General features: G+C 26.9%; 5 protein-coding genes and 1 tRNA gene. All 6 read left to right on the top strand.

Translation table 11 applies throughout. The annotated features are described in order from the left end of the window. Positions 1–164: 164 nt before the first annotated feature. The 6 genes from RI01_RS01835 to rbfA all read left to right on the top strand — a co-directional run bounded on the left by RI01_RS01835 (position 165) and on the right by rbfA (position 5,778). Complete coding sequence (locus RI01_RS01835; RefSeq protein WP_017192957.1) at positions 165–1,862, top strand: DAK2 domain-containing protein; 1,698 nt, start codon at positions 165–167, stop codon at positions 1,860–1,862. Between the two features lie 32 nt (positions 1,863–1,894). Continuing rightward, a tRNA-Leu gene (locus tag RI01_RS01830) sits at positions 1,895–1,981 on the top strand. 250 nt (positions 1,982–2,231) lie between these two features. After that, positions 2,232–3,299: a transcription termination factor NusA gene (gene nusA / locus RI01_RS01825; protein ID WP_017192956.1), complete on the top strand. Its 1,068-nt coding sequence runs from the start codon at positions 2,232–2,234 to the stop codon at positions 3,297–3,299. A gap of 10 nt (positions 3,300–3,309) precedes the next feature. Next, positions 3,310–3,582: a YlxR family protein gene (locus RI01_RS01820; RefSeq protein WP_017192955.1), complete on the top strand. Its 273-nt coding sequence runs from the start codon at positions 3,310–3,312 to the stop codon at positions 3,580–3,582. Positions 3,583–3,622: 40 nt separating this feature from the next. After that, on the top strand, positions 3,623–5,428 hold the full coding sequence (gene infB, locus RI01_RS01815; RefSeq protein WP_017192954.1) for a translation initiation factor IF-2: 1,806 nt from the start codon (positions 3,623–3,625) through the stop codon (positions 5,426–5,428). A 5-nt stretch (positions 5,429–5,433) separates the two neighbouring features. After that, positions 5,434–5,778: a 30S ribosome-binding factor RbfA gene (gene rbfA / locus RI01_RS01810; RefSeq protein ID WP_017192953.1), complete on the top strand. Its 345-nt coding sequence runs from the start codon at positions 5,434–5,436 to the stop codon at positions 5,776–5,778. The last annotated feature ends 7 nt before the right edge of the window (positions 5,779–5,785 follow it).

Below are 5,785 nucleotides of genomic sequence, written 5' to 3'. Positions count from 1 at the left end.
TGATTACACAGGTATGGATTATAAAGAGATTAACTATAATCATTTCTAAAAGTTTTATATAAATATTATAGATCAACTAATCATAAAAAACATTTTATAAATTTAAAACCAAAAATAATTATTATCACTAATAAACATATTAATTGTAAAAAAGGATTAAAATAATGACAGATCACAAAATTATAGATGGTATTTTATTTAAAAAAATGGTAATTAATGGCGCTATTAATTTAAAAAATAATTATAAAAAAATAAACAATTTAAATGTTTTTCCTGTTCCAGATGGAGATACAGGGACTAATATGCAAATGACTATGGCAGAAGGAATAGAAAAACTAAAACTTGTTGACGATCCCTCTATCGTGAAAATGTCTAAAGTTTTATCTGACGCTTTATTGATGAGTTCTAAAGGAAATTCGGGAGTTATTTTATCTCAGTTTTTTTCAGGTATTTTCGAACAAATTAACGTTTTTCAAAAAGATACGATTGATATTTCTCAATTTATCGACTCTTTTGTGAATGGTTATAAAAAAGCTTATGAAGCGGTTATGAAACCAGTTGAAGGCACTATTTTAACTGTTTTACGTGAATCTATCGAAGCGACTCATAAGAAAAAGAGTTTTAAAGTTTTAAAAGATGTTTTAAAATATATGATTAAACATGCTAAAATTTCTTTAAACAAAACAACCGATTTGCTACCCGTTTTAAAAAAATTTAATGTTGTTGATAGTGGTGGAGCTGGTTTTGTTTGCATTTTAGAAGGTATGTTAAAAATATTAGAAAACGATGAATTAATATTGGAAACATATGATTCATTCGACGAAGGTGCTCATTCTTTTGATAATATCGAACATGTCGTAGGAGAAAATCTAAAATACATGTATTGTACAGAATATATCGTTCAATTAAGACCTAAAAGTGGTTTTATTTTAGAAAATAAAAGAAAAGAATTATTAGAGATTGGCGATTCTTTGATTTTATTAGAAAATAATAATTTAGTTAAAATACATATTCATACTAATATTCCTGGCGATGTTTTAACTAATTTATTACAGTACGGAACTTTAAAAAGATGTAAAGTTGATAACATGAAAGAACAAAACGAAAACGTTGTGAAACAAAAAAACGCCGATAACGCTTCTCAATTAAGTTATTCTTTAATATCGGTTGTTTCTAACGAAGAAATCAAAAATATTTTTTCAGATATGAATGTTAATTATATCATTAATAAATCCGATAAATCTAATAAAACAGTTTCTTCCAAAGAATTTAACAAAATTTTTAAACAATTAAAACCTTCTCATGTTATCGTTTTAACTAACGGTGAAAAAAATAAATTAGCGGCACAAAAAGCTTTAAAAGCTTTTTCTGATTTAAAGGTTAATTTAGTAGAAACGCAAAACATAGCTGAAAGTTACAGTGCACTTTTATCTTTTGATGAAACAGCTTCTTTAAAAGATAATTTAGCGAATATGCGACAAAACATTAAAAAAAATAAAATTGGCGAAGTAGTCCATTTAAAAAAATCTAATCAATTTCCTACAGATTCATTAAATATTAATGAAGAACATTTTGCGGAAATATTAGAATCTTTAAAAAATAATAAAGATAATTATTTAGCCATTTTAGAAGAAAAAATTCTTTATAATCATTTGGATTTAAACACATTAACAAAATATTTATTAAAAAAAATGGTTAATTCAGACAATAAATTTTTAACTATTTTTTATGATTATAAAAAAGTTTCTCAAGAACATTTAGACCAAATAGAAGGTTTTTTAACAGATAAATATCCTTTTTTAGAAGTTGAAAAAATAGAAAATGACGACGCAATGCTTCCTTATATTTTCATTTTAGAATAAAAATAATAAATTAATTTTTATTATTTTTTTGTGTGGATATGGCGAAATGGTATACGCGCATGTTTGAGGGACATGTGAGAATTTTTCTCGTGTGAGTTCGAATCTCATTATCCACACCATAATAAAAAAATACAATAAAAATTGCTTTTATTGAAGGTTCGGCCGAGCAAATGAGTTATTTTTGATAAATAATTCATTTTTTTATGTTTTTTTAATATAATAAATGATACACTATAATTAGTTAGTAATAAATTGTTAAAATTTAGATTATATATAATATTTCTTGTTAAGTGGTTATTTTATATAATCACTTTTTTAATTTTATTCTCATTTACAAAGGAAAATATTTCAGAAAAAAGGAGGTTTTTTTTGAAAAATAAAGAATTTTTAAATAATATAGATCAATTATCTCAAGAATACGAACTAACTCGTGAACAGACTATTCAATCTTTTGAAAAGGGTTTAGTTTCTGGTTGTAAAAAAAATTACCAAGTTAAAAGTTGTCGTACAGAAATTACTCCAGAATATGATGAAATTTTCTTATATAAACAATATTTAGTAATTGATCCTAACGACGAAGAAACGCTAAATGCTAACGAATATAGTTTCCTTGATTTAGAGGAGGCGCAAAAATTAAAAGAAGACGCACAAGTAGGAGATATTATCGAAATTGAAGTTGATCCGAAAGATTTTAATTTTTATGCTAGTAAAGATTTTAAAAATAAATTTAACGAAGAATTGATCAAACAAAAAAGAGAAACCATTTATAATTTTTTTAAAAATTATGAAAAAAAATTAATCAGCGGTAAAGTGATAGCGGAAAATAATCATTTCTACACTTTAGAATTAGAAAAAGAAATCAATACTTTATTATCTAAAAAAGAAACCCTTCTTAATGATAATTTTCGTATTGGTGAAAGAATTTCAGTTTTTGCCGTAGAAGTTCAAAATACTACTAAAATGCCTAAAATTTTCGTTAGTAGAGTCCATGTTAATTTTGCTGTTGAATTATTAAAAGAATTTGTTCCAGAAGTGCAAGAAGGCATCGTTAAAATTATGGGAATAGCGCGCATACCATCAGACAGAATTAAAATAGGCTTAATTTCTACTGATCCTAAAGTAGACCCTATTGGTTCTTGCATCGGCGAAGGCGGAAGTAGAATAAAAAGTGTGGTTAACATTTTAAAGGGCGAAAAGATTGATTTATTTCAATGGAGTTCTGATCCGATAGAATTGATAACTAACTCTCTTCAACCGGCTCAAATTCTTAAAATTACCGCTATTAACGAAAAAAATAAAACAGCGTCTGTTGTGGTTGCTGACGATCAAGTCTCTTTAGTAATTGGTAAATTAGGCAAAAACGTTAAATTAGCCGCTCAGGTGACTAAATGGAATATTAACATTCAAACTTTATCTCAACAAGAAGAAGTAGAATGATTTAATCATTATGGTGAAAAAAGTATTCTTACCTAAAAATATTTTAAGAACTTGTATCGTTAGTCGTCAAAAAAAACCCAAAAAAGAGTTGATTCGTGTAGCGATTTCCAATCAAGGTGTTATTTCTCTTGATTTGGAACAAAAACTGCCCGGAAGAGGTGCTTATTTTATTTTAAATAATGAAAATCTTTTGTTAATTCAACAAAAAAAACTTTTAGATAAAAAATTAAAATCTTTTGTTGATGAAAAGATTTATAAACAACTTTGGGATTTGTTAAATTGATAAGAGAAGAAAAATGCTATTCAAAGGAGAACAGAAAAATATGAATTTAGAAAAAAATCCAAAAGAAGAAAAAACGACTGATAACGAAACTATTGGAGTAACAAGTTATGTTTTCAATCCTAAACACACAGTTCAAGATTTAGCTAAACACTTACAAGTTTCTAATATTTTTTTAATTAAAAAAATATTAGAAATGGGTGTTAAAACTAATATTAATCAAACCTTAGATCGAGAAACTATTGAACTTTTGGGATTAGAATTAAACCTTAAAATCATTTATTCTCCTCAAGTTGATCCAGATCAAAAAAAAGGTAAATCTAAAAAAGAGAACACTAAATTGACTAAAAGAGTTCCTATTGTGACTATTATGGGACATGTGGACCATGGTAAAACAACTTTATTAGACTCTATCAGACAAACTCGTGTAGTAGACCAAGAATTTGGGGGGATTACTCAACATATCGGAGCTTATGAAATTAGTTATAATAATAATAAAATAACTTTTATCGATAGTCCAGGTCATGAAGCTTTTTCACAAATGCGTTCTAGAGGGGCTAAAGTCACTGATATTTGTGTTTTAGTGGTAGCTTGCGATGACGGAGTCAAACCACAAACTATTGAATCTGTAGAACATGCAAAAGCGGCTAATGTGGACATCATTGTTGTTATTAATAAAATTGATAAATTGAACAATAAAAAAGAAAACATTATGACTGAATTATCCAATTATGGCTTATTACCTGAAGAATGGGGAGGCAATACTCCTTATATTGAAATGTCGGCTCTTAAAAAACAAGGTTTAAACAACTTATTAGAAATGATTTTGTTAATGAGTGATATTAAAAACATTCAAACTGATTTAACAAAAAAAGCCGAAGGAACGGTTTTAGAAGCTAGTTTGGTCAAAAATAAAGGACCTTTAGCTACTTTAATTCTCACTAACGGAATTTTAAAAATCGGTGATGTGGTTGTTGTCGGTGAAACTTATGGTAAAATACGCTCTATAGAAGACGATTTAAAGAAAAGTTTTAAACAAGCGGTTCCTTCGCAACCAGTAGTAGTTTCTGGTTTAAAACAAGTGCCTCAAGCTGGCGATCATTTTATGTTAGTTGAGAATGAAAAAGTCGCGAAACGCATAGCAGACGAAAGACAACATTTAGCGAAAGAAAAAAAATACGCTCTTTTAGATGAAACAGCAACTTACAATGATAATGTTTTTGAATTAGAAGACGAAAACAAAACTAAAACTTTAAACATCATTTTAAAAACTGATACTCAAGGAAGCATTGAAGCGATTCGAAAAGCTTTAGGACAAATGTCTACCGAAGAAGTGAAAATTAATTTTATTAAAACTTCTGTAGGGATGGTAACTATTAATGATATTAATTTAGCCAAAACTTTTGAAGCTTTATTAATCAATTTCAATAATCCTTTAAATAATGATTTGCTTAAGTTTGCTCAAGATTCGAAAGTAGAAATTAAAACTTATCAAATTCTTTATAAAATGATGGAAGATATTGAAATTGAATTGAAAAAATTAATCAAACCTGTTTTTGAAGAAAAAATGATGGGTCAAGCTGAAGTTAGAAAAATATTTTATATAAGTTCTATCGGTCATGTTGCGGGTTGTTATGTTACTAGTGGAACTATTTTTAACAATTCTTTAGCGAAAGTGATCCGTAATAAGGAAGTGATTTACGAAGGCAAAATAACTTCTTTAAAACATTTAAAAAATAATATCAATAGCGCCAAACAAGGCCATGAATGTGGTATTGTTTTAGATAATTTCAACGCTTTTCAAGTTGATGATATAATAGAATCCTCTAAAATGGAGAAGGTAGTGTAAATAATATGAGTATTGAAAATGAAAGAACAGCGAATTTAATTCACAAAGAAATAGTTTTTATAATTAATCAAATAGTTATAAACGATAAAATAGGGTATATTAATGTCACTGATGTTGATTTAACTAAAGATTTATCCTTTAGTAATATTTATTATACTCTTTTAAAAGATGACAAAGAAACTGTGGCTTTAGCGGCTGAAGTTTTAGAAGAACATAAAAAAGAAATTCGTATGGAATTAGCTAAAAAAATCAGAAATATTAAAAAAATTCCTAATTTAATTTTTAAATATGATCAATCTTTAGTTTATGGCAAACATATTGATAAACTTTTAGAAGACATAAATAAATAAAAAAAGA

The organism is Italian clover phyllody phytoplasma str. MA1 (assembly GCF_000300695.1).
GTDB lineage: Bacteria > Bacillota_I > Bacilli_A > Acholeplasmatales > Acholeplasmataceae > Phytoplasma.
The sequence above is the reverse complement of the archived record's forward strand: the minus strand, read 5'-3'. Positions and strand labels throughout refer to the sequence as shown.

What these genes read in the sequence shown, in the direction of transcription:
- infB (WP_017192954.1), top strand. Translation starts at nt 3,623, where the DNA reads ATGAATTTAGAAAAAAATCCAAAAGAAGAAAAAACGACTGATAACGAA.
- RI01_RS01820 (WP_017192955.1), top strand. Translation starts at nt 3,310, where the DNA reads ATGGTGAAAAAAGTATTCTTACCTAAAAATATTTTAAGAACTTGTATC.
- rbfA (WP_017192953.1), top strand. Translation starts at nt 5,434, where the DNA reads ATGAGTATTGAAAATGAAAGAACAGCGAATTTAATTCACAAAGAAATA.
- RI01_RS01835 (WP_017192957.1), top strand. Translation starts at nt 165, where the DNA reads ATGACAGATCACAAAATTATAGATGGTATTTTATTTAAAAAAATGGTA.